Annotated in this window: 17 protein-coding genes and 1 riboswitch; of the genes, 1 reads left to right on the forward strand and 16 read right to left on the reverse strand. The window is 44.7% G+C overall.

The window, feature by feature from the left end:
• Positions 1–724: 724 nt before the first annotated feature.
• Together KQI91_RS00850 and KQI91_RS00855 are read right to left on the reverse strand one after the other, a co-directional pair.
• The gene (locus tag KQI91_RS00850; protein WP_216390996.1) at positions 725–2047 is read right to left on the reverse strand and encodes a CitMHS family transporter; all 1323 of its coding nucleotides are present in this window, start codon (positions 2045–2047) and stop codon (positions 725–727) included.
• A gap of 164 nt (positions 2048–2211) precedes the next feature.
• Positions 2212–4338 carry an ATP-binding protein gene (locus KQI91_RS00855; protein WP_216390997.1) on the reverse strand — a complete coding sequence of 709 codons (2127 nt, stop codon included), beginning with the start codon at positions 4336–4338 and terminating at the stop codon, positions 2212–2214.
• A 99-nt stretch (positions 4339–4437) separates the two neighbouring features.
• Here KQI91_RS00855 and KQI91_RS00860 point away from each other — a divergent pair, with 99 nt between their 5' ends.
• Entirely contained in the window at positions 4438–5124 is a 687-nt protein-coding gene (locus KQI91_RS00860) for a response regulator transcription factor (RefSeq protein ID WP_216390998.1), read from the forward strand.
• 269 nt (positions 5125–5393) lie between these two features.
• Here the strand turns inward: KQI91_RS00860 and citG are convergent, their stop codons facing one another.
• The 14 genes from citG to KQI91_RS00930 form a co-directional block, all read right to left on the reverse strand.
• Entirely contained in the window at positions 5394–6299 is a 906-nt protein-coding gene (gene citG, locus KQI91_RS00865; protein WP_216390999.1) for a triphosphoribosyl-dephospho-CoA synthase CitG, read from the reverse strand.
• Positions 6300–6315: 16 nt separating this feature from the next.
• Positions 6316–7878 (reverse strand): citrate lyase subunit alpha, encoded by a 1563-nt coding sequence (gene citF / locus KQI91_RS00870; RefSeq protein WP_216391000.1) that lies wholly within the window; start codon positions 7876–7878, stop codon positions 6316–6318.
• Between the two features lies 1 nt (position 7879).
• Positions 7880–8782, reverse strand: a complete 903-nt coding sequence (locus KQI91_RS00875; RefSeq protein ID WP_216391001.1) for an aldolase/citrate lyase family protein — start codon at positions 8780–8782, stop codon at positions 7880–7882.
• Positions 8779–9078, reverse strand: a complete 300-nt coding sequence (gene citD / locus KQI91_RS00880; RefSeq protein WP_216391002.1) for a citrate lyase acyl carrier protein — start codon at positions 9076–9078, stop codon at positions 8779–8781. The genes KQI91_RS00875 and citD overlap by 4 nt, the downstream gene beginning before the upstream one ends.
• A 930-nt stretch (positions 9079–10008) precedes the next feature.
• Positions 10009–11694: a formate--tetrahydrofolate ligase gene (locus tag KQI91_RS00885; protein WP_216391003.1), complete on the reverse strand. Its 1686-nt coding sequence runs from the start codon at positions 11692–11694 to the stop codon at positions 10009–10011.
• Positions 11695–11841: 147 nt separating this feature from the next.
• Positions 11842–11924: riboswitch (ZMP/ZTP riboswitch) on the reverse strand.
• Positions 11925–12487: 563 nt separating this feature from the next.
• Complete coding sequence (gene xylB / locus KQI91_RS00890; RefSeq protein ID WP_216391004.1) at positions 12488–13945, reverse strand: xylulokinase; 1458 nt, start codon at positions 13943–13945, stop codon at positions 12488–12490.
• Between the two features lie 298 nt (positions 13946–14243).
• Positions 14244–15725, reverse strand: coding sequence for an L-fucose/L-arabinose isomerase family protein (locus tag KQI91_RS00895; RefSeq protein WP_216391005.1), 1482 nt, complete (start codon positions 15723–15725; stop codon positions 14244–14246).
• Positions 15726–15783: 58 nt separating this feature from the next.
• Positions 15784–16401 (reverse strand): DUF4867 family protein, encoded by a 618-nt coding sequence (locus KQI91_RS00900; RefSeq protein ID WP_022213876.1) that lies wholly within the window; start codon positions 16399–16401, stop codon positions 15784–15786.
• Between the two features lie 188 nt (positions 16402–16589).
• Positions 16590–17408, reverse strand: coding sequence for an AraC family transcriptional regulator (locus tag KQI91_RS00905; protein ID WP_216391006.1), 819 nt, complete (start codon positions 17406–17408; stop codon positions 16590–16592).
• Between the two features lie 259 nt (positions 17409–17667).
• Positions 17668–19149 carry a lactate racemase domain-containing protein gene (locus KQI91_RS00910; RefSeq protein WP_216391007.1) on the reverse strand — a complete coding sequence of 494 codons (1482 nt, stop codon included), beginning with the start codon at positions 19147–19149 and terminating at the stop codon, positions 17668–17670.
• Positions 19150–19178: 29 nt separating this feature from the next.
• On the reverse strand, positions 19179–20027 hold the full coding sequence (locus tag KQI91_RS00915) for a triose-phosphate isomerase (RefSeq protein WP_216391008.1): 849 nt from the start codon (positions 20025–20027) through the stop codon (positions 19179–19181).
• A gap of 26 nt (positions 20028–20053) precedes the next feature.
• Positions 20054–20902 carry a LarC family nickel insertion protein gene (locus KQI91_RS00920; protein WP_216391009.1) on the reverse strand — a complete coding sequence of 283 codons (849 nt, stop codon included), beginning with the start codon at positions 20900–20902 and terminating at the stop codon, positions 20054–20056.
• Between the two features lie 44 nt (positions 20903–20946).
• Positions 20947–21660 carry a sulfite exporter TauE/SafE family protein gene (locus KQI91_RS00925; RefSeq protein ID WP_216391010.1) on the reverse strand — a complete coding sequence of 238 codons (714 nt, stop codon included), beginning with the start codon at positions 21658–21660 and terminating at the stop codon, positions 20947–20949.
• 16 nt (positions 21661–21676) lie between these two features.
• On the reverse strand, positions 21677–22831 hold the full coding sequence (locus tag KQI91_RS00930) for a class II fructose-bisphosphate aldolase (RefSeq protein ID WP_216391011.1): 1155 nt from the start codon (positions 22829–22831) through the stop codon (positions 21677–21679).
• Positions 22832–22837 lie beyond the last annotated feature (6 nt).

Raw genomic sequence — 22837 nt, forward strand, 5'->3', positions numbered from 1 at the left:
TGTAGAGCCCTTTGAAAAATTCTCCTGATGTATCAAATCGGAAGGTCTTTGTATAAATGATATCGCAATATACAAAAATAACAGGATTCTTCTCTTTCGTATGGAGAAGATATCCTGTTATTTTATCATACTATTGAGTGACGTTGATTTGTATTTGTATAACTCCAAGCCAGGTCATCCATTTTAAAACTCTTCATTGGTCAGAATCTAAAATACTATCTTCCAAGCCAACCATTTCGAGAACATTTATTGACCTGCTTGTAAGCAAATACAATCTAAACCATCCACTTTTTTGGAATTTATGGACTTTACTACTACTTACTTCTACCGTGGTCATTCAAAATCTCTTAACTCCGTTGACTTACTAAGGACTTACTTATCCCCCAGTCATTTCACTTCCCGATTTTCATAACCCTCCAGACGACTTACTCCTCACAGAGTCACCCCGGCACACAATTTTCGTGACCTTCCAGATGACTTACTTCTCGCAGAGTCACACAACACACAAGTGCCTGCTTTGCGTAGCCAGGTGGGGAGTGCGAGGGGAGAACGGCTTTCGCAACTTCGAGTGCCCTCCCCTCGCAAAGGTTTTATGGTTTCCAAACCATAGACTCGCCGGGCAGTCCCCAACATATTTTGTACACTTTTCTAAATGTACGGGCTGCCGGACAGTCCCTGGCATTGCGGTATTGTCAAGTCATTGACGGGTACAAGGGCATTACCCTTAGAATTTAACTACTCCAAGTACCAGCCCCGCGAGTAAGCATACAATACTAACACCCCATATCCATGGGAAGCATCTCTTGATGTGGTCTTTGATTTCCACATCAGCAAGTCCAATTCCAAGGAACGTTGCCGGAACCACCGGGCTGATGAATGTTGCGCAGTTACGGCAGACAACCATCACGATTGCGATATGTGCCGGCAGTACTCCGAAGTTTCCTGCGATCTCAATCAGGACTGGCATAAGTCCGAAGAAGAAAGAGTCTGTATCAAACATCAATGTCAGCGGCACAGCCAGCACTCCAATGATGATCGGGAGGAATCTGCCCATGGACATCGGCACAAATCCAGCCAGTACAGTTGCCATATTGTTCATGATCCCTGTATTCTCCATAACACCCAGGAACACCCCTGCACAGAGAATTGTGGAAGACATCATGATTGCCGGACCGGCATGTGATTTGATGATCTTGTTCTGCAGTGATGCTCCACGGAAATTCACAAGCAGTGCGATCGCACAGCCGATCATGAATACATAATAAGCCGGTACTTTCACGAAGATCAGACAAACGATAACAACAAGTGTCAGGATCAGGTTGAACCAGAAAAGTTTCGGTCTTGCATATTCACGTACTTCTTCCTGAAGACCGCCAGCTTCTGCTGTCAGGTTTTCTCCATCAGTACCTGCGCCTCTTTTTTTCTCAACAACGCCCCAGAAAACAGCTGTTGCAAGTGCAATGATAATACCAACGATCTGCATTGGAAGAATCTGCAGCCACAGTTCATTTGGCTCGATTCCAAGTACAGTTGCAGCTCTCATAGTCGGTCCGCCCCATGGAAGAAGGTTCATAACACCCATGGAAGTAACACAGATCAGAAGCAGTGTTGTCGGTCTGATCTTGAGTTTTTTGTAGATTGGAAGCATAGCCGGTACCGTGATCAGGAAAGTCGCTGCTCCTGCTCCATCCAGATGTGCGATCATGGCAATGATACTTGTCATAAGCGTCACACCAACAACGTTATGTCCTACCTTTTTCATTAACGCGCCGATAATCTTATCGAACATTCCCACGTCTGTCATAATTCCGAAAAACAACACGGAAAAAATGAACAGTGCTGCAGTCGCGTGTACACCCTTTACACCTTCTGCAATAAAATCCCCCATTTCTGATACAGAAAAGGTTCCTGTGGCAACAAGGATCGCTGATGTGATCGTTGCCACACTGACAAATGCAAGTGACGGTACAGTTACATTTTTGAGCAATAACGTGATAACTGCAATAATCGTTACAAATCCCAGCAGTGCAAGCATTGTTTCGTTCATTTTATTTCTCCTTTATCCCTTTGATGGATTTAGTATAACGAACCAACCTTACACCACGAAGTTATTCGCCTTAATGTTTGTTAAGATACGCAAATTTCTGTAAAGTAAAAGCCCCCTTCTTACCAAATTTCTTCAGTAAAAAGAGGGCTCACACTTTCCTTAATCTACAATTGTTTTCTGCATTCCCGAATTGCTTCCAACACGCTTCGATCGGACATCGGCTTCTCCACATATCCGTGAATGATTCCTTTTCTTTTGGCCTCTACGATCTCCTTGCTGATGCTGTCAATGCTGACAAGCCGGAGCATATCCGGATATTTTCCCGCGATCGACATACAGAAATCCACGCCGCTTTTTCCTTCTATATTTTCCTCCACAACAAGCACATCTGCCTCCTGAGACTTGAGGCTCTCGGAAACTTCTTCCATTGTAATGCAGGTGGTAACGTTTATTCCAAGCTTCTCAAAACTGCTTCTCAGAAGTTCCAGAACCTTAGCATTATCATCTGCCAAAAGCATCCTCGTTTCTCGTTTTTCAGACACTGTAACTGCTGCTTCTGTCTGTTCTGCATCGACTGCAGGAATTCCAATATAAAAAGTACTGCCCTTTCCCGGCTGGCTCTCTGCAAAGATATATCCTTTATGAGAAGTAACGATCTGTTCTGCCAGAGCAAGTCCCAGACCGGTTCCCTCGCCACCCTTTTTTGTTGTAAAAAACGGATCAAAAATCTGTCGCAATGTATCTTTATCCATGCCGCATCCATCATCCCTGATACTGATAAAAATATAATTTTTCCAGGTATCCGGGAGATCTTTTTCCAGGATTGCTTCCATATGGCTGGCTGTAACAGACTCACATTTTATAAAAATATTTCCTTCTTTTTTACCTATCGCATGGACTGCATTGACACAGATATTCAGGATCACCTGATTCAGCTGCGTCGTATTTCCAAGAATACATTCATCCTCGATCTGGATGTCACTTTCCAGTGTAACCTGCGGCGGGCACACGGAAGAAATCATCTTTACCACACGCTGCATCATCTTTCTGACCGGCACGCATTTGTAGACGGTCTCTACGTTTTTGCGGCTCAGGGAAGAAATCTGCTTCACCACATCCATCGCTTTTTCGGACGCTTCCAGGATTTCCTTTGCACTGTCCTGCTCATCAGAACCTTCCGGAAGTTCCATCATCAGAAGCTCTGCATGTCCCATGATCGGTGTCAGGAAGTTATTAAATTCGTGTGCGATCCCGCCTGTCATTGTCCCCATGATCTGCAGTCTTTCCTGATGCGCGATCGTATTTTCACTCTTCTGGACGCTCTCCAGAAGGGAATTTAATTCCTTCAGGTCTTCGATCTCTCTTGCAGATTTTCTGACCCTGATCAACAAACGGCCATAGATAAAAACAAGAATCCCTGCCAGAAGCAAAGCCCCCACAAATACCATAGTAAGCTTCACAAATCCCTCTACGATCGGTCGGTAAAAGTCGTCATAATCGATCACAGCACTGATGATCCAGGCATCATCTCCCATCTCCGTAGAACAGTATGCGCTGATCTTTTCTACTTTTTTGACCTTTGGATTTGTCCACCAGTAGGAATAGTAGCGGGAGATTCCCTCGTCTCCTTCCCTTTGTTCTTCCAGCATATTTTCCAGGCTGGAATAATCGAGATCCGGGAAACGCTTCTTTCTGCCTGAGATGATGTTCAATCCCCACTGTTCTTTATCCGGATGCATGATCACTGTGCCTTCTCTGTTTTTTACAATGATATAGCCATTCGTTCCCACATGGATATCCGAGATCAGCCGCTGATAGTACTGGCCTGCATTCACCACCATACACAGCCAGTCACCGGAATCTGTCTTTTCTTTTAAAACAAAATATTTATTTTCCGCATCGGACATCAGCCAGATACTTCGTCCGTCTGAATAAGATGCAAGCAGAGCAGGGTCCTGAACCGCAAGATTCTCAGCAATATAGCTGCGTTTCCCATCTGCTGCTTCTCTGTACAGATTGCAGATAAAATTCTTCTGTTTTTTGAGATATTCCTCATAAATCGTATCTCTGTCTGCTGCCTGGACATTACAGAGGAAGTCCAGATCATCCTGGTATTCTTCCATTGCCACTGCCATGTTATCACGAAGGATCCTGGTCACGATCAACAGCTGATCCTCCTGATTTTTCATCAGCGTGTCTCTGTATTCCTTCCATACTTTTATTCCACTCAGTGCCAGCAATAATATCAGGATCACTGGTATCACTGCCAGAAATTTTTTCATTTTCTTCATATGAATTGACCTCATTCACTTGATTTCAGTACAACTATAATATTATAATATTTTTTATATAATGTGTATTTTTTTATCACATTTTGGGAGGAAAATTTAATGGCTGACAAAATACTGATCGTAGATGATGATCCTGCGATCTGCAAACTTCTGGAAAAAGTCATGCACAGCAATGAAATGGAAACCACAACAGTAAACTGCGGTATGGATGCATTATCTGTGCTCAAAAATCATACCTTTGATCTTATACTTATGGATATCATGCTCGGTGATATGGAAGGATTTGAGGTCATCAAACGTCTCCGTAACCAGGGTATCATCACTCCTGTTATCATTATCAGCGGAAGAAGCGAGGACTACGATTCCCTTTACGGGCTTTCTCTCGGCGCCGATGATTATATTACCAAACCTTTCCGTCCACTCGTCCTCGGAGCCAAAGTCAAGGCAATGATCCGCCGCAACAAAAACATGGTCCTGGACAGCCACGATACTCTGGAATGTGGTCCTTTCAGCTATGAAACTTCCACAATGCGTTTTTACAAAAACGGTGAGGAACTGATTCTTTCTTCCAAGGAAGGAGCACTTCTTCTCATGTTTATGAAGCATCCACAGCAGGTTTTTACCAAAGATATGATCTATGAACATGTGTGGGGAAATACCGTCGCCGTAGATGATAACGCAATTATGGTCTATATCAACCGCCTTCGTGGAAAGATCGAGGATAACCGCCAGAAACCAGCACATATTGTGACAGTGCGTGGTCTTGGGTATCGATTCGTACCATAAATTTATACCATAAAAGCCCGGCTGCTTTTTACGCCACCGGGCTCTTACGGAATCCTGCCTGTCAGGGTTCCTTTTTTTGATATCAGGTAGAATTGTGAGAGTGCAAAGCACAACACAATTCATGGGTATCATAATATCATATTTGGGACCTTAGCCCCCAACTTCATTTTATAGGAGTTTTAGGAATTAATTTATCATTTGGCTTTTCATTAAAGAATATGTGTGTGTAAATGTATTTATGATCTCAGTCGGGGTACACTTTTCTACTCTTACTGAGGTATTTTTTTGCAGATCATCGCGAGGAAAACGCTGACTGCAAGGAGGTCGGCACAGCCGCCTGCACTGATATTTTTGCCTGTATACTCCGCATCCATGAGATACAGTTTTTCCAGTGCATGCTCGCTGTAAGCACCACCTTCGTTCAGGAACTTCATGGACTGAACCTGTACTTCATACAGGACAGCAGGATTTTTTCTGGCTAAAATATTGGAGTCTTGTACGCGGCTCATCAATGCGAATAAGATCTGGAGTTTGATCCTGTTCCACTCTTTTTCCTTATAGAGTCCATCCGCCAGAACCGGCAGTGCGATCTCTGTTACTGACGGATAGCCCGCCAGTGCTTCCCCACGGATTCCCGTAGTTCCGTATGCTCTTAAGTTTCGCACGCCATTAGTCGCTTTTTCGTCTGTTTTCTGGAGTTCTTCCAGTTCTTTTTTCAGAATTCTGGAAACCATGTCCTGTTCTGTACGGATCAGAGTTTTCAGTTTTATTTCTCCATAATCTCTCATGCATCTTCCCGCTGCCGCGCAGAAAATCCCCAGAGTAAAGATCATTCCTTTGTGTGTATTGACGTTTCCGGTTGCATGAAACATGGCTTTTTCTGCAAGGATCCCGGTCTTTCGGATCTCCACAAAAAGTTCTTCTCTGGTACAGGTCAGCAGGTATCCCTGTGCCGCCATACGGATGAACCACGGGCGTAATGCTTCAGCGCTTTTTTCAAAAGTCTGCACGTTCATATCCGTATGTGCACCGCAGGAATACAGGTCTACAAGCCCTGGCTTCGGCGTTGTATACACCTCTTCGAGCAGAGCATAATATGCTTTTGTACCGATATCTTCCGCAATAGATTTTGCAATATCTTCTGAGGTCTGTACTGCTGCCTGTTTTTCTTTCATAATGTCTTTACCTTTTTTATTCTTCTGTGAACTCAAATGGTTTGATCTGACGTACAACATCCATGATGGTTCCGTCACGGCCTTCGATGATACCGACTACACGATCACCGAATTCTACTTTCTGCGGTTCGCCTGCGATCTCGTATGCGATGTCACGCAGATGTTCGATCGTTGTAAACGGAAGGTCTACATCTTTCATCGCTTCGATGAGGTCTTTTCTCCTAGGATTGATCGCGATACCATAATCTGTGATGACTACGTCTACGCTCTCACCCGGTGTTGTGACTGTGGTAACATCGGTACAGATCGCCGGTGTTCTTCCCTGAAGAAGCGGAGCAATAACGATTGCACATTTTGCACCGGCTGCGGTGTCCGGATGTCCACCCTGTGCACCTGTGATCATACCGTTGGAATCTACAACAACATTGCAGTTAAAGTGTACATCAACTTCCAGAGCTGCAAGGATAACGAAATCCAGTTTGTTTACGACAGCACCTTTGTTGAATGGGTTTGCATACTCACCTGCACTGATGCGGTAGTGATGAAGGTCTTTGACAGACTCTACTGCTGCAAGATCAAAGTCCTGTGTATCCAGAAGTGCATCAACCTGACCATCGATCAGAAGCTGGCACATCGGTTTTGTCAGACCGCCGACACCAAATCTCATGCGGATTCCGCGCTCTTTCATGACTTTTGCAAGAGAGATCGTGGAAGCGATGGAGGCACCGCCGACACCTGTCTGATAGGAAAAACCGTCTTTAAAATATGGGGTATTTACAACAAACTGTGTACAGTAATCTGCCATCATGAGCTTTCTCATATCTGTGGTAGGTTTTGCCGCACCGGTTGCGATCTTGTTCGGGTCACCGATCGCATCTACTTCTACGACATAGTCCACATTTGTCATGGAAATATGTGCCGGGAAGTTCGGGAACGGAACCATGCAGTCTGTGATCGCAACTACGTGGTCTGCATAATCTGCATCTGCCATTGCGTAAGAAAGTACACCACAGTCGGACTTTCCACCGATACCACGGCAGTTTCCGTATTCGTCACAGGTAGGTGTTCCGATGAAAGCAATGTCGATCTTTGTCTCGCCTGTCACCAGGGCACGGACACGTCCGCCGTGGGAACGCATGATTGCAAGTCCCTGAAGCTTACCGTTGGAGATCGCCTCACCGATCTTTCCACGTACACCGGAAGACTGGATGTTTGTAATCGTTCCATCTTCGATGTATTCAACCAGTTCGTCCTGTGCTTTTCCGAGGGAACTTGCACAGATTGTAATGTCTTTGATTCCCATTTCGTGGATCTCTCTCATGACCATGTTCACTACATAGTCACCTTCACGGAAATGGTGATGGAAGCTGACAGTCATACCATCTTTGATACCGCATTTTACAAGTACATCATGAATGCTGTCTACGACTTTGCTTCCATTTGAATTGATCACGCATCTTGTGTTTGCGCCGTGTCTCTGGAAAACATGTCCATCGAAATGATGATTTCCCTGAAATACTTCTTTTCCTGTTGCTTTCAGAATCTCTTCCGGAATATCTCTTCCAACTGCATTAATCATCTTATAAATCCCCCTTATACACGCCTGATGCCTTTGCAAGTGCGATCGTTCTCTTTGCACCGTCATAGAAGGCAATGTCGATCATCTTTCCGTCTACTGTGAATACGCCGATACCCTGTGCTTTTTTCTCATCGATCTCGCGTACAACTTTTTCTGCAAAAATAATGTCTTTCTGTTTTGGTGTGTAAATGTCATGTACGATGTTGATCTGGCGAGGGTTGATGATGGATTTTCCGTCAAATCCCATCAGGTGGATGGTCTCTACATCCTGACGAAAACCTTCCATGTTGTCGAGGTCTGTATAAACGGTGTCGAAACACTGAACGCCTGCTGCTCTTGCTGCGATCACGAGGTTCTGTCTTGCACCCATGAGCTCGATTCCTGTTCCTGTGATGTGTGTCTGGAGGTCTTTCGTATAATCACCACCGGAAAGTGCGATACCAAAAAGTCTCTCGCTGGATTCGCAGATATCAAGGGCTTTCATAACACCTCTTGCAGACTCAACGGCTGCCATGATCAGGACGCTTCCTTCCGGACGGCCGAATTCTTTTTCTGCAAAAGCGATCTCACGCTCTACCAGCTGTACATCCTGTGCGCTCTCTGTCTTTGGGATACGGATGGAATCACATCCACCGGCTACGGAGCAGCGGATGTCTTCTTTCCAGTAAGGGCTGTCCAGTCCATTAATTCGGACAACTCGCTCGCATCCGCGGTAGTTAATGGTCTTAAGTGCATGATAGAGGGAAAAACGAGCTGCGTCTTTCTGGTTCTCTGCTACGGCATCTTCGAGGTCGAGCATGATGGAGTCCGGTTTATAGATATATGGATCTTTGATAAGTCCTGGTTTTTGGGCATTCAGGAACATCATGGTTCTTCTCAGTCGTTTTTTGTTCGGATTATTCATCGGATAGCACCTCCCCATGGTAAATGTTCAGTCTGTAATACGGAGCGGTAAACTGCCGCCTCGATGCGGGCTTTGATCGTGCAGTCGAGTGCACCTTTGTCTACGATTGTAAGTTTTACATCTTTTACGCCAAGATTCTCAAGCGTTTCCAGGGCAACCTTTCGGATCTGGTTTCCGTACTGGTTGATGACGGAGCTTTCGAGGGAAAAATCTACTTTTCCTTCGCCCTTTTCTACTGTTACCTGGCAGTCACTCGATTCCAGAGTTCCTGCGATGGCTGGTCTTGCGATATCCATGTTTTGTATCCTCCTTTTATCCTGTGGTGCGTGATTACCATTGGATGTTTGTCGTTACAGTTCACAGATATTGCCGTGAACTGTAACTGTTTGTTTTGTGTTCTTTCTTGATCTGTACATATCGTAAGGTTTGAACCTTACAGGGGAAATATAGTTTTTCTTAATATTTGTTAAGGTTTGGAGGGTACTGTCCTTGGACCCGTCAATTTGTACTGATATTTTTATCATGGAAATTTCCCTGAGACCTTTGATTTGTATTGGGATATATGAAAACCGTGAGGGGTTCTTCCCCACCCCGTCATTACACGATGGCATCGTATGAAAACCACGAAGGGACGTCGCCCGTCCCCTCGCCCACCCCTGGGCTGGATATTTGACGGAAATTTTGTTTTGCGGGGTGGCCTTTGAAAAATTCTCCTGGTGCATCAGGTCGGAAGATTTTCGCATAAATATAAGCGCAGACTTGCACGGTTGCCCCATGAGTCTGCGCTTATTTATGTTGTTGGTTTTTCTGTATGGTTCAGATTTGCACCTGAAACTAACCAATCCTACGTATTCTATTATTCTACATGCTTCCGCAGTATTACATACTACGAGCCCGTCGACGTCACGCCTTCGGCGTGCTCGCGGGAACGCCAGCTCCCGCCAAGGCAAGTTTCCGCGCTTTTCGCGTCAGCGAAACAGCCTTAAACAGTTGGCCAACCTGTTCTGTCTTGTTGCACCCAGCGTGGCCAAAAAGGGGGAGTATACACGCAATTTATTGCGTGTATGAGCAAGTAGCGTATGCGGATTGCGAATGTCCGCTACTTGGGATTTTCGGCCTTCGCAACTTTGAGATATTCCCCCTCAGGGTTTTCTCAGTTTCCAAACTGAATTCCCCTGCCTTATAAGGCAAAAATTATACCTTTTTAATATGAGACTTATTTCTTATCAGAAAAGTCCAGTGATCTTACCAGTCTCATCAACATCAATACGTTCTGCAGCAGGTACTTTCGGAAGACCTGGCATGGTCATGATCTCGCCTGTCAGGGCAACGATGAATCCTGCACCAGCGGAAATCTTCAGGTTACGTACTGTTACTTCAAAGTCTGTCGGAGCACCAAGTTTGGTCTGGTCATCAGTCAGGCTGTACTGTGTCTTAGCCACACAAATCGGGCAGTTGCCGAAGCCAAGAGCTTCGAGCTGTTTTGCCTGTTTCTGAGCATTTGCTGTAAGGACAACTCTCTTACCACCATATACTTTCTGAACGATCTGGTTCAGTTTGTCTTCGATGGAACCTTCCAGTTCATATGCATAGGAGAAGTCGTTTGGTTCTTCAACCAGACGAAGAACTTCTTCTGCAAGTTTGATTCCGCCTTCGCCGCCTTTTGCCCATACTTCAGAAAGAGCTACGTTTACACCGAGTTCTTTACATTTTGCTTCTACGAAGTCAAGCTCTGCCTTGGTGTCGGTCGGGAATGCATTGATAGCAACTACACAAGGAAGTTTATATACGTTCTTAATATTGCTTACATGTTTCAGAAGGTTCGGGATACCTTTTTCCAGGGCTTCCAGGTTCTCATTGTTAAGATCAGCTTTTGCAACACCGCCGTTATATTTCAGGGCACGTACAGTAGCTACGATAACAACTGCACTTGGATGCAGGTCTGCCATACGGCATTTGATATCCAGGAATTTTTCAGCACCGAGATCTGCACCGAATCCTGCTTCTGTGATCGCATAATCAGCAAGTTTCATTGCCATCTTGGTTGCTGTTACGGAGTTACATCCATGAGCGATGTTTGCGAATGGTCCGCCGTGTACGATCGCCGGAACGTGCTCCAGTGTCTGAACGAGGTTTGGTTTCAGAGCGTCTTTCAGGAGGGCTGTCATAGCACCTTCTGCATGGAGATCACCTGCTGTTACCGGTTTCTGCTCGGATACTTTACCGTATGTATATCCGATAATGATTCTGGAAAGTCTTTCTTTCAGGTCTTTGATGTCGCTTGCAAGGCAAAGGACTGCCATGATCTCGGATGCAACAGTGATGTCATATCCGTCTTCACGCGGCATTCCGTTTGTTCTTCCGCCAAGACCGTCTACTACATTACGGAGCTGACGGTCGTTCATATCCACGCATCTTCTCCATGTGATTTTTCTCGGGTCGATGTTCAGAGCGTTGCCCTGGAAGATATGGTTATCGATCATTGCTGCGAGCAGGTTGTTTGCTGCGCCGATCGCATGGAAGTCACCTGTGAAGTGAAGGTTGATGTCTTCCATCGGAACTACCTGTGCATAGCCGCCGCCTGCAGCACCACCCTTAACACCAAATACCGGTCCGAGGGATGGCTCACGAAGAGCTACCATAACATTCTTTCCAAGTTTCTGCATACCATCTGCAAGACCTACGGTTGTTGTTGTCTTTCCTTCACCTGCCGGTGTCGGGTTGATAGCAGTTACGAGGATCAGTTTGCCATCTTTTTTGTCGCTTTCTTTCAGAAGATTGTAGTCGATTTTTGCTTTGTATTTTCCGTACTGTTCCAGATATTTGTCATCAATACCTGCTTTTTCTGCAATCTTTGTGATTGGCAGCATTTCGCACTCCTGTGCAATTTCGATGTCACTTTTGAATCCCATAATTGTCTCTCCTTTCATTGTGGGCGCCCCGTCCCTTCTAACCATTACCCTCTACACATATTCATAAGCATCCGAATACCACTTGTCACCATAAGCATTCTGAATACTTTTAATCTGGTTAAAAAAAGCAGTATCTGAGAAACTCTCAAATACTGCCCAGACGGTCGGCTCTGCAAATCTCTGATTCCCATGTGGTGATTTCCACTACTCCGCCAGTTGTCAGAGACTTTATCAACTTGATGAGAAAATAGTATCATAAACGATATTGGTTGTCAATAAATTATCAATTTTTTTCTTCTCTTTTAACAAAAGTACAAAAAATAGCCATTCGATTTTGTATGATTTTTACACAAATATAATATTGACAAACATTTAAAATTTTTCCTTTGTGAAGAAATAAACATAAAGGGACTTCCCTTGGACCCGCCAATTTTCATTAACATTTTTCTCAGGCTTGTTTGCCTGAACCCTTTTATCATGTTGAGAATATAAAAAAACGCGAAGGGACTTAAAGCCAGTCCCCTCGCAACCCCTGGGCTAAAAAGCACAAGCTTCTCTTCGTTCAACAAATATAAAATCACAGAAAAATAGCGGAACTCTTCTTCTGTCGTGTGAAGAAGATATTCCGCTATTTTAACATTCTATTGGTTTGAGCGAACTTTAAACCCAACTCTTTTTTCAGCGTGGCCCGGTGGGGTGCGCGAGGGGAGAGCGGCCTTCGCAACTGTGAGTGCCCTCCCCTCGCATATGGTTTTCTGATTGCCAAATCATTAGCGGGTTCCAGGGCAGTACCCTAGAAGAGTGGCTTCAGGGCCGGATACAGTTTCTTGAACTTCTGGTACTTTTCTTCGTACTTCGCCACAAGTTCTTCTTCCGGCTCAACGGTATCAACTACATGAGCCATCTTCTTTCCGATGGTCTCAACATCCGGATAAGCTCCGCATCCTACAGCAGCCAGCATGGCACCGCCCATGGACGGGCCTTCTTCTACGTCGAGTACATCAACCTTAAGGTTCATTACATTCGCGATGATTTTCTTCCACAGCGGGCTCTTTGCGCCGCCACCACAGATCTTGGTGCGTTCGATCTTGATACCAAGTTTTCTTGCAACTTCAAGAGAATCGCGAAGACCGAAGGCTACGCCTTCGAGAACAGCCTGAGTCATATCTGCTCTTGTAGTGTCCATGGACATTCCGAAGAATACACCTCTTGCGTCAGGATTGTTATGTGGAGATCTCTCTCCCATCAGATATGGAAGGAAGAATACATTGTTTTCGCCGAGTTTCTGGATCGGTGCCTGCTCTGCTGCGAAATCCTTGGTCTGAAGGATTTCTTCTGCCCACCATTTGTTGCAGGATGCTGCGCTCAGCATGCAGCCCATCAGATGGTAACTTCCGTCTGCATGACAGAAGGAATGCAGTGCATTGTTTTCGTCAACGCCGAAGTTTTTGCTGGAGATGAAGATGGTTCCTGAGGTTCCAAGGGAGATGTTGCACTGTCCGTCACCAACGGTTCCTGTTCCGACTGCTGCTGCCGCATTGTCGCCTGCTCCTGCTACGACTTTGACATCTGCGGAGAAGCCAAGTTTCTCGGCAACTTCTGGTTTCAGTGTTCCGACAACTTCCCAGCTCTCATACAGTTTCGGAAGCTGTTCTTCCTTAACGTCACAGATTTCCATCATTTCTTTGGACCAGCAGCGGTTCTTTACGTCAAGAAGCAGCATACCGGATGCATCAGAAACGTCTGTGCAGAAAGATCCGGAAAGTCTGTATGCAAGGTAGTCTTTCGGGAGCATGATCTTTGCGATCTTTGCAAATTTCTCCGGCTCGTTTTTCTTCATCCACAGGATCTTTGGTGCTGTGAAGCCTGCAAAAGCGATGTTTGCTGTGTACTGTGATAATTTATCTTTGCCGATCTCGTTGTTGAGATATTCTGTTTCTTTCTGGGAACGTCCATCATTCCAGAGGATTGCCGGGCGGATGACATTGTCGTTTTCATCCAGTGTTACCAGTCCGTGCATCTGGCCACCAAAGCCGATTCCTGCTACCTGGGAGCGGTCGATTCCTTCTGTCAGTTCTTTCATTCCCTCAACACTCTGGGTAAACCAGTCTTCCGGATTCTGTTCTGACCAGCCCGGATGTGGGAAAAACAGTGGATATTCTTTTGATACGATATTACAGATCTTGCCTGATTCTTCCATAAGAAGAAGTTTTACGGCAGAAGTTCCTAAATCTACACCAATATAGTACATGTTTCCTCCTAACTGTGCATTCTGCATGCATACCCGCAGATGCACATTCTGTCTGTTATTGATATTTTTTGTTACTGTTCACAGTAACTTGGTCAAAATCCATTCCAAATCACCTTCGGTGATGGGATTTTGTCCCGTATGTCTCGGGATTTTGCCATATTCATGGCAAAACACCTCGCGGGATATTCCCTGTAAGCAATAATATATCTTTACTGATATTTTGCTCTTTACCACGACATCCCAGGAAAACTCCCGGGATGTCTGTATTGGTTTTATTTATTTTTTCGAAATCAGAAGATTATCCCCATGGATTTTCTGTTGGGTATCTTACTCCTGCCGGCTGGTTGTAACCGATCTTCTTTACATCCAGTCCAAGGAATTTCACTACTTCGAAGAACTGTTTTCCGTAATGTCCGAACATAACTGCTCCGTGATGCGGATAGTTGCCTTCGATCAGTACGTGACGGTAGAATCTTCCCATTTCGTTGATAGCGAAGATACCGATACCACCGAAGGATCTTGTCGGTACATCAAGAACTTCACCTTCTGCAACGTATGCTACCAGTTCACCTTCTGAGTTGCACTGCAGACGATAGAATGTGATATCAGAAGCAGCGATGTCACCTTCAAGAGTTCCTCTTGTAAAGTCTGGCTCAGATCCTGCCGGCTCAAGAAGTCTGTGCTGGATGAGCTGGTATTTAACGGCTCTGGATTCGCACATCTTGCATTCCGGAGTATTTCCACAATGGAATCCCATAAATGTATCTGTAAGTTTGTAATCATATTTTCCTTTGATATCTTCGTCATAGATATACTTCGGAACAGAGTTGTTGATGTCAAGCAGTGTAACTGCGTCGTTGGAGATACAGAGACCGATGTACTCGCTGAGTGCTCCGTAGATATCAACTTCACAGGATACCGGGATGCCTCTGGAACCAAGACGGCTGTTTACATAACAAGGCTCAAATCCGAACTGTGACGGGAATGCCGGCCAGCATTTGTCAGCAAATGCAACGTATTTTCTTGCTCCTTTGTGAGCTTCTGCCCAGTCAAGAAGAGTAAGTTCGAACTGTGCCATTCTTGCATTGAGGTCTTCGTAGTATCTTCCCTCACCCATCTCTTTTGCCATATCTGCGCAAACTTCCGGGATACGAGGATCGTTTTCATGCTCTTTGAAAGCAACGAGAAGGTCAAGTTCGGAGTTTTCTTCGATCTCAACACCCAGTTCATAGAGTCCTTTGATCGGTGCGTTACAAGCAAAGAAATCCTGCGGACGTGGTCCGAATGTAATGATCTTGAGGTTACGAACACCAATAACGGCACGTGCAACCGGTACGAAATCACCGATCATTTTTGCAATGTCATCAGCTGTTCCAACCGGATATTCCGGAATGTATGCCTCAAGATGACGCATCTTTAAGTTGTAGGAGCAGTTCAGCATACCACAGTAAGCATCACCTCTGCCATTGATCATGTCGCCGTCGCCTTCTGCTGCTGCAACATACATGCACGGTCCGTCAAATCTTTCTGCGATCAGTGTCTCCGGTGTTTCCGGTCCGAAGTTTCCAAGGAAAACAACCAGAGCGTTACACTCTGCTTTGTTTACATCTTCGAGTGCTTTTTCCATGTCTTTCTCATTCTCAACAGTTACTGGACATTCGTAAAGTTCTCCTTTGTAAGCTGCCTTGATAGCTGCACGTCTCTTCTCAGAGAGCTGGATTGGGAAACAGTCACGGCTTACTGCGATAATTCCAAGTTTTACTACTGGGATATTGTTCATGATAAAAATTCCTCCATATTATATAAGTTTATATTTACAGTTATTTGCTTTTTTTAAATCAGTCGATTCCGACGTTTTCACCTTTGAGTCCGTTAAATGCACCTTCGATAGCTGCTTCTTCGTGTGCGATCAGCCATTTGTTCTTAGCTGTGAGAAGCTTATCCTCACCTTCGGCAGCTGTGTCAAAAGTCAGCTCAGTGTTTGTTCCTTTTGGTAACACAACAACGCACTGGAAACCTGCTTCGTTTACATGGCATGGTGCATAGTGAAGAGTGGTTGCATATACTTCGATTCCGGTTCCTGCCGGAACAAGGAATGCTTCTACTTTGGATGTGTCATATGTAAAGTCTTTTTCGATATCCTGCTGATGTCCGATGAGAAGGACAAGGTCTGTAACCGCTACGTTGATTTCGGAATTGCGGTGATATTCCAGTCCGTTTAATTTCTTATTATGACCGTTGCAGTATCCGATCTCGATCGGCAGTCCGCCGTATCCTTTGTTCTGAAGTTCCTTCGCTACCGGCAATGCCTCCATCTCTTCTACGGATGGCACATAGATCACGTCCTCCGGTACCGGTGTGTGTTTCATTTCCTTCAGAAGTTCTGTAAAGTCATACCCCTCCAGTACTTTACCATATCTGCGAAATGCGTCATCTGCTACATTCTGAATCTTCACCTGAAGTTACCTCCCTTTCATTTTTCATGTTGAAGATATCATACCACGCAATGCGTGCTATTTCGCCAGATTTTTTGTCCTCTTTAGTGCACTTTTTTGACCTTTTAGTTTTTTGTTTTGTGCAAACATTTGTAACTATTAAGAAAAAAACAGGCGTTTCTGATTCGCCTGTTTTGCATTTTTATTCTTTATTTTTCCCTGCCAAGCTCGCTTGGCAGGATTCCGTATCGTTTCTGAAATTCCCGTGTAAAAGCACGGCTGCTGCTGAAGCCGTTGTCCAGTGCGATCTGGCTGATCGTCTTGTCTGTGTTCAATAATTCTCTGTATGCATAGGTCATGCGGATATCCTGCAAGTACGTCTTAAAATTGACATTTGCATATTTCTGGAACATTCTGGATAAATATGCATCGGAGTAACCGAACATGTTCGCTACTTCGGTCAGTTTGAGTTCTTCCTGATAATGCTCTCTCATATAGGAAGTAATTCTCGCAAGAGCATCCAGGCGGCGGCTGTGGCGTACTTCCTGTTCGCCCGCCTCGTCCAGCCGGTAGTGATTGACCAGAAGATAAAGCACATCATAATAGAAGGAACGGATCTTGAACTCATATCCGACTCCACGTTTCCCATATAATTTGTACATTTCACGCACCAGTCTCCAGAGTGTCGCATCCATCTCCGGAACACTTCCCGCGAAGCGGACAAAACGGTGTGCAGTAAAATAGTCCTCAAACTGCTTCAGCGGAATCTGAAGTACTGCCGTATGGTTTTCTTCCGGCGAATCGATCGAATGCACTTCATTGGAATTGATGATCATCAGCTCCCCCGCCTTGAGCGGATGTTTCTCATCATTCAGATAAAAAGTCAGCGAACCTTCCATCACCGCAAAAATCTCCACAGACGTATGCCAGTGCTTCTCCCTCACATAATTTCCCTGACTTCCCTCAAACAGAAAAAATTTAAACGGCAGTCCCTCATCCGGGATCACCAGTTCATGCTGGAATTCCATCTTTCTGCTCCTTCCCCTTTATCTCAGTCGGTAAATCTTCCACTCCTGCAAGTGGTAAGTTATAACAAATCTGTTTCTATTATAATATGCTTTTGGACAAACTACAATCAAATTTGCCCAAAACGCCTCGTGAGATACCACTTATAAACAGCAACAAAAATATCCCTGCCCAAAATCCTCTGCTTTTCCGGCAGCGTTCTTTCAGACAGGGATGTGTCATGTCATTATTCTGTTCGTTTTATATTACCATATCAAACACTTACATATGATGGCGATGTCCATATTCGTCCATGCAGTCCTGTGCAGGATCTTTCATGCAGAGATGTACGGCCGCTTTTTTGAAAGTCATCGGCAGTGCCAGAATATTCGGCTCTTTGCCTACGTATTTCTTCTTTGCATCTTCCAGTGCTTCTTCGAAGGTTGCTCTGGTCTTTAATCCCATTCCTCTTGCATATCCAGGTTCCTGTGCACCTACGATATAGATAGCACTGGTATTCATTTCCGCGATATGACCACAGGACATCATAGAGAATCCATGGAATGGATGGAATGCATTCGTAAAACGATATTTGCGGATATATTCCTCATTAGTTGCGAAATACTCGCCGAGACGATTCATATCCGGCAGTGTATTCATATAATCATGCTGGAACAGTTCATACTGTTCTCTTAAATATGGCCATAATTCATCATGAAAATATCCGTTGCAGATAGAGGAGCAGATGATTACACAGTTATCACTCATAACTCGTTTAAAACGAAGCACCTGTGCACTCAGTGCCTGCATCATCATGATCGGGTTGGTTCCCATTCCATCTCCATAGTGGAATTTCTGCGGCATACCGAAGACAAGCACATCATATTTCTTTTCTGCCCAGTGTACATAAGTTCTCTTATCTGCCAGTTTCCAGCTGATCGGCATCATCTCTTTGGCATAACCGGAGTAGATTGCAATCTGTCGGGACTGTGTATCCAGAACAGCATCACAGCAGAAGAACGGATGTCCCATTTTTTCTTCCATATGCATGCTGATCTCGTCAAATTTGTTACGCATAAGGCTTCCGCCGTTTACCGGTGTAAAATCGTCTCTGTGCATAACTGCCGGTACATGGTGGCTTGCAATACATCTCCAGTTTGTGATACCGGTCGCACTGTGTTTGTATCCACCTGAATATCCGCCATAAGGATTTCCCTGCACATGACCGATCAGGATCGGAAGATCACTGTCATATACATATTTATTCATGTATACCGGATCGCCTCTTCTGGTAGTGCCAAGGTATACCATATGCTCCTGATCCTCACTGTCATGACTGATGATCTGTCCGGAATGCCAGAAAGCATTAAACAGTTCTTCTCCGAAGATTGCTTTCGCATCAGATTCTTTGCTTCTCGGATGAAGTCCGTTGGAAATGATAAAGAGGATATCCTGTTTTTCTACACCTGCTGCATATAACTCTTTCAGAATATATTTGATACTTAACTTTCTGTGGCTGGTTGCCTGCTCTCCACCTTTTACACGGTCAGGTACAATGATCGTAACCTTCTTGCCCGGTCCTGCAAGTTCTGTCAGTGTCGGCATTCCGATCGGATGTGCCAGACTCTCAAGATAAGCGGCTTCCAGCTGATCTTCTGGAATATATGCCGGATCTTTTACGGTTTCTCCCGGAATAAAAATATCTGTACTATCCGGCAGCTCTGCTGCCATGGTTCCCTGTCCATACTCAAAATCAAGTTTCATAGTAAATCTCCCTTCTTATTATATAGTTGTTATTTATTGTTTGCTTTTCCCATATAGAGTCGGATAATCTCAAGATACTCTTCCGGATAATAACCGATCTCACCCTGGAATCTCGTCAGCGCGATCAGACCACCATCAATCTCCTCAATGGAAGCCAGCATCTCTGCGTTATCCTGTTTCAGACCGCCACCGTATACGATATCCATGCCGTTTGTTTTTTCTTTTACAAATTTTGCAATCTTTGTAATATAGTCTTTTCCTGCCGGGGTCTTTCCTGGTCCGATCGACCAGATCGGCTCATATGCGATTACAACTTTGGAGCAGTCTACGTCTTTCAGACCGATTTCAAGCTGTTTACCAAGAACTTCCTGCCACTGTTCCTGCTCTTCACTCTTTTCACCGATACAGTAAAGAACTTTCATTCCTCTGGCTGTCGCACATTTGATTTCCTGATTCAGAAGGCGATTGACTGCATCTGTATCTGTAACACCTGCCGCAGCAAGGATTCCTGCTTTGTCATTTCGTTCTTCACAATGGCCGATGATCGTTGTCTCACAGCCTGCTGCCACCATTGCAGATGCCGGTCTGTTCGTCGTAAATGCGCCAAAATTTCCTCCGACTGCTGTATCTTCCCTGAATACACTCTGACATCCGATCTGGATCGGGCTGTCTTCTGTTTTTGCTGCAACAGCATTCAGAAGATGCACCTCTGGAAAATACATGCCGAATTCTACTTCCGCAGTGTCATATTTTTTTAATTCTTCCTGTGTGTTTTTTACAATGCAGGATGCCCAGTCAGCAACAGGTGCAAGACGGTTTACACCTCCGAATTCCACCGGAACATCAAATCTTTTTAAATTCAGGTAAATATGTTTCATAACTCGATTTCCTTTCTTTGATCTGGTTAAATCATCATTATCCGCAGGAATCCCGGAGTAGGATAATTTCTTTTTCCTGCACCAATTCCAACTTTTTTAACAGTAAAATTCTCTGGAAGCTGATCTGTTGTTCGCATGGCTGCCACAATTGCCGCACCGGTAGGTGTGACCAGCTCTCCCTGTACTTCTGTAATATGAAGAGACAGTTTCTGCTGCTGTACGATATTCATTACAGCCGGCACCGGTACCGGAATGATTCCGTGCTGACATCGTATCGTTCCCTGCCCTTCATACAGTTCCTTCACGATCACTTCTTCAACATTCAGGTTATCAAAGCAGATAGCTGCCCCTACAATATCCACGATCGAGTCAACTGCTCCTACCTCATGGAAATGGACTTGCTCCACGTTTACACCATGTGCCTTTGCCTCTGCCTCTGCAAGAATCCGGAAGATTTTTTCTGCAATTGTCTTTGCACGGTCTGTAATCTGTGCTTTGTGAATGAGCTCCATAATTTCATCCAGACCTCTGTGCATATGTACGTGTTCCTCAGAATGTCCGGCATGTGCATGATCGTGCGTATGCTCATGGTGATGAGTATGGGCATGGTCGTGAACATGATTCTGTTCATGCCCATGAAGATACCCCATATCATGATCATGATTTTCGTGTTCTTCATCCAGTACCACATCAAAATCACAGGCATCAATTCCGGATTTTTTTACTCTGGAAACAACAAGATGATATCCGCTGATTCCCAGACTTGCGATTCCCCGCTCCAGAACTGCCTGATCTGCACCCAGGTCCAGCAGTGCTGCAACTGTCATATCTCCACTGATTCCACTATAACCTTCTATATAAAGTCTCTGTCCCATTTCCTTCTCCTCTGCTGTTTGTTATTTTACCGCCAGGCAATGGCTTATGACAGAAGGAGATATCCCCCTGCGCATATCATAAATATATATACAAATTTCTTGATCCGGTCCATAGTGAGCTTTTGAAACAGAAACAGGCCACTGACAGTTCCTGCAGCTGTCCCTGCCAGTGCAGCACCGACCAGCGGTATCATGGATGTGGTCACATGCCCCTGAAAAACATGAATCAGGAAAATACTCATCGTATTGATCGTAAAAAACATCTGCAAGGTAGCATTATACTTTTCTTTGTCATCTGTCACAGAAAGAAAATAAGCCACCATCGGCGGTCCGCCGATATTAAAAAGTCCTCCACAGAAACCACTGACTGCACCTGCAATGATTCCGGAGATCACACTCGCTTTCAGATGCACCCTGCTGCTGAAAAAGATAAAGTACACTGCCAGAACAAGGAGTACTGTTCCCATGATTTTTGACAGAACTGCCTCATCCAGAGACATCAGCGTATTCACTCCCAGCAGACTGGTTATCGTAGCCATGATGATCGGTGGGAGAAGCAGTTTCCAGTCAATGGATTTCCAGAGTTTCACTGCAATGTAGATCACCATGAAAAAAGCTGCAATCGCCTCCAGAATGGAAGCCGTATAAAAAGGCATGAATGCCGGCCAGATTGCCATACAGATGATCGCATATCCAAATCCGCTGCTGCTCTGTACAAAACTACCTGCAAAAGCAACCAGTGCAGTCAATATATACATGTTCTATCCTTCCTGATCAAAGTCCTTTGCGATAACGCTCTGCCATTTCATCAAGAGTTGCCATCTCAACCAGCGGAGCTTTTCCGTATGAACCAAATTCTACGATCAGAGTACCAATCGCTTCTTTTACGCCTTTTTCCACTACTGCCATCAGTGCAGCCACATCTTCATCCGGCACGATTCCATACATTACGGTATCCATGATCGGTGTCAGGAAAGCTCTCGGGTCAAACTGTTCTTTCTTGGCTTCGAGCAGACGATATACTTCTCCGATCGATGCGCTCTCTCTTTTTTCCGGATGTGCAGCAAAAAATTCTTTCATATTTCTTGTAACTGCCAGACGAATATCCGTATCTACATTTATTTTTCCAATACCGCACGGAATTGCAGCCTTAAGCTCTTCAATAGAGATACCGTATGCATTCTGGATATTTCCGCCAAGCACATTAATCTCATCTACGATATATTTCGGAACCGTAGAAGATCCATGAGATACCAGCACACCAAAGATACCTTCATGCATCATGCATTCTTTGATCGCAATGGCAATTTCTTTTCTCAGTTTTACATTCTTTCCCTTGGAAGCTCCATGCATGGTTCCGTAAGAGATTGCCAGTGCATCACAACCTGTCTTTTTGAAAAACTCAATTGCTTTCAATGGATTGGTATATGTAGAAGTGCTTGAGAACACATGATCCTCTACACCTGCCAGAACGCCCAGCTCACCTTCTACAGAAACCCCTCTTTCATGTGCATACTTTACAACTTCCCTGGTCAGCTCTACATTTTCTTCAAATGGCAGACTGGAACCATCGATCATAACAGATGTATAACCACCTTCGATCGCTGCTTTACAGGAATCGAAATTTTTTCCATGATCCAGATGAAGCACTACCGGAATCGGAGAATTTTCTGCATATTTTTTTACTGCATTTGCAATATTTTTTGCGCCCACTTTTTTGTCTTCCAGTGTTGCGTTCAGAAAATCAGTTCTTCCGCCCATAAATCCATTTGCCAGATCTGCGCCCTGAAGAATCGCTGCTGAACGAAACATTTCATGAACCTCGATCGCTGCTTTTGCCTGTGCAACTGCGTTTACATTGAATGCGCCCTGTGCAAAATGATATTTATCTACAGTTTCCAGTAATGGTCTTAACGGTATTAATGGCATGATCTT

The sequence above is a fragment of the Blautia sp. MSJ-19 genome (assembly GCF_018918125.1).
Classification (GTDB): Bacteria; Bacillota; Clostridia; order Lachnospirales; family Lachnospiraceae; genus Blautia_A.

What these genes read in the sequence shown, in the direction of transcription:
- KQI91_RS00915 (WP_216391008.1), bottom strand. Translation starts at nt 20,027, where the DNA reads ATGAAACATATTTACCTGAATTTAAAAAGATTTGATGTTCCGGTGGAA.
- KQI91_RS00855 (WP_216390997.1), bottom strand. Translation starts at nt 4,338, where the DNA reads ATGAAGAAAATGAAAAAATTTCTGGCAGTGATACCAGTGATCCTGATA.
- xylB (WP_216391004.1), bottom strand. Translation starts at nt 13,945, where the DNA reads ATGTACTATATTGGTGTAGATTTAGGAACTTCTGCCGTAAAACTTCTT.
- citG (WP_216390999.1), bottom strand. Translation starts at nt 6,299, where the DNA reads ATGAAAGAAAAACAGGCAGCAGTACAGACCTCAGAAGATATTGCAAAA.
- KQI91_RS00875 (WP_216391001.1), bottom strand. Translation starts at nt 8,782, where the DNA reads ATGAATAATCCGAACAAAAAACGACTGAGAAGAACCATGATGTTCCTG.
- KQI91_RS00930 (WP_216391011.1), bottom strand. Translation starts at nt 22,831, where the DNA reads ATGCCATTAATACCGTTAAGACCATTACTGGAAACTGTAGATAAATAT.
- KQI91_RS00925 (WP_216391010.1), bottom strand. Translation starts at nt 21,660, where the DNA reads ATGTATATATTGACTGCACTGGTTGCTTTTGCAGGTAGTTTTGTACAG.
- KQI91_RS00910 (WP_216391007.1), bottom strand. Translation starts at nt 19,149, where the DNA reads ATGAAACTTGATTTTGAGTATGGACAGGGAACCATGGCAGCAGAGCTG.
- citF (WP_216391000.1), bottom strand. Translation starts at nt 7,878, where the DNA reads ATGATTAATGCAGTTGGAAGAGATATTCCGGAAGAGATTCTGAAAGCA.
- KQI91_RS00850 (WP_216390996.1), bottom strand. Translation starts at nt 2,047, where the DNA reads ATGAACGAAACAATGCTTGCACTGCTGGGATTTGTAACGATTATTGCA.
- KQI91_RS00885 (WP_216391003.1), bottom strand. Translation starts at nt 11,694, where the DNA reads ATGGGATTCAAAAGTGACATCGAAATTGCACAGGAGTGCGAAATGCTG.
- KQI91_RS00860 (WP_216390998.1), top strand. Translation starts at nt 4,438, where the DNA reads ATGGCTGACAAAATACTGATCGTAGATGATGATCCTGCGATCTGCAAA.
- citD (WP_216391002.1), bottom strand. Translation starts at nt 9,078, where the DNA reads ATGGATATCGCAAGACCAGCCATCGCAGGAACTCTGGAATCGAGTGAC.
- KQI91_RS00895 (WP_216391005.1), bottom strand. Translation starts at nt 15,725, where the DNA reads ATGAACAATATCCCAGTAGTAAAACTTGGAATTATCGCAGTAAGCCGT.
- KQI91_RS00920 (WP_216391009.1), bottom strand. Translation starts at nt 20,902, where the DNA reads ATGGGACAGAGACTTTATATAGAAGGTTATAGTGGAATCAGTGGAGAT.
- KQI91_RS00905 (WP_216391006.1), bottom strand. Translation starts at nt 17,408, where the DNA reads ATGGAATTCCAGCATGAACTGGTGATCCCGGATGAGGGACTGCCGTTT.